Raw genomic sequence first — 221 nt, 5'->3', positions numbered from 1 at the left:
CTTTTGAAGCAGTAAGCCCCAGGCTGTTTGCAGTAATGTATTCGGGGTCACGTGGTACTGCTTGGCTACCATTTCCATGCGTCCTGTCAAATCCCTACCTAGATCGCACAGCACATGCTCAAATTGTGCACCGTCCGCTTTCGCGCCGACTTTTCCGGTTGGAATCGACGTTTGTTGATCATAGCCCAGCAAATAATCTTTCCAGTATGAGGCTGCTGCTT

At 49.8% G+C, this 221-nt stretch carries 1 protein-coding gene; it reads right to left on the bottom strand.

Annotated features, from left to right (window positions below; translation table 11 throughout):
• The coding region (locus HFE01_RS26875; protein WP_167438894.1) for a condensation domain-containing protein at positions 1-221 on the bottom strand (221 nt) is incomplete at both ends.

The sequence above is a fragment of the Paenibacillus sp. EKM10P genome (assembly GCF_011800655.1).
GTDB classification, from domain to species: Bacteria; Bacillota; Bacilli; order Paenibacillales; family Paenibacillaceae; genus Paenibacillus; species Paenibacillus polymyxa.
This window is presented reverse-complemented; position numbering and strand designations above follow the sequence as displayed.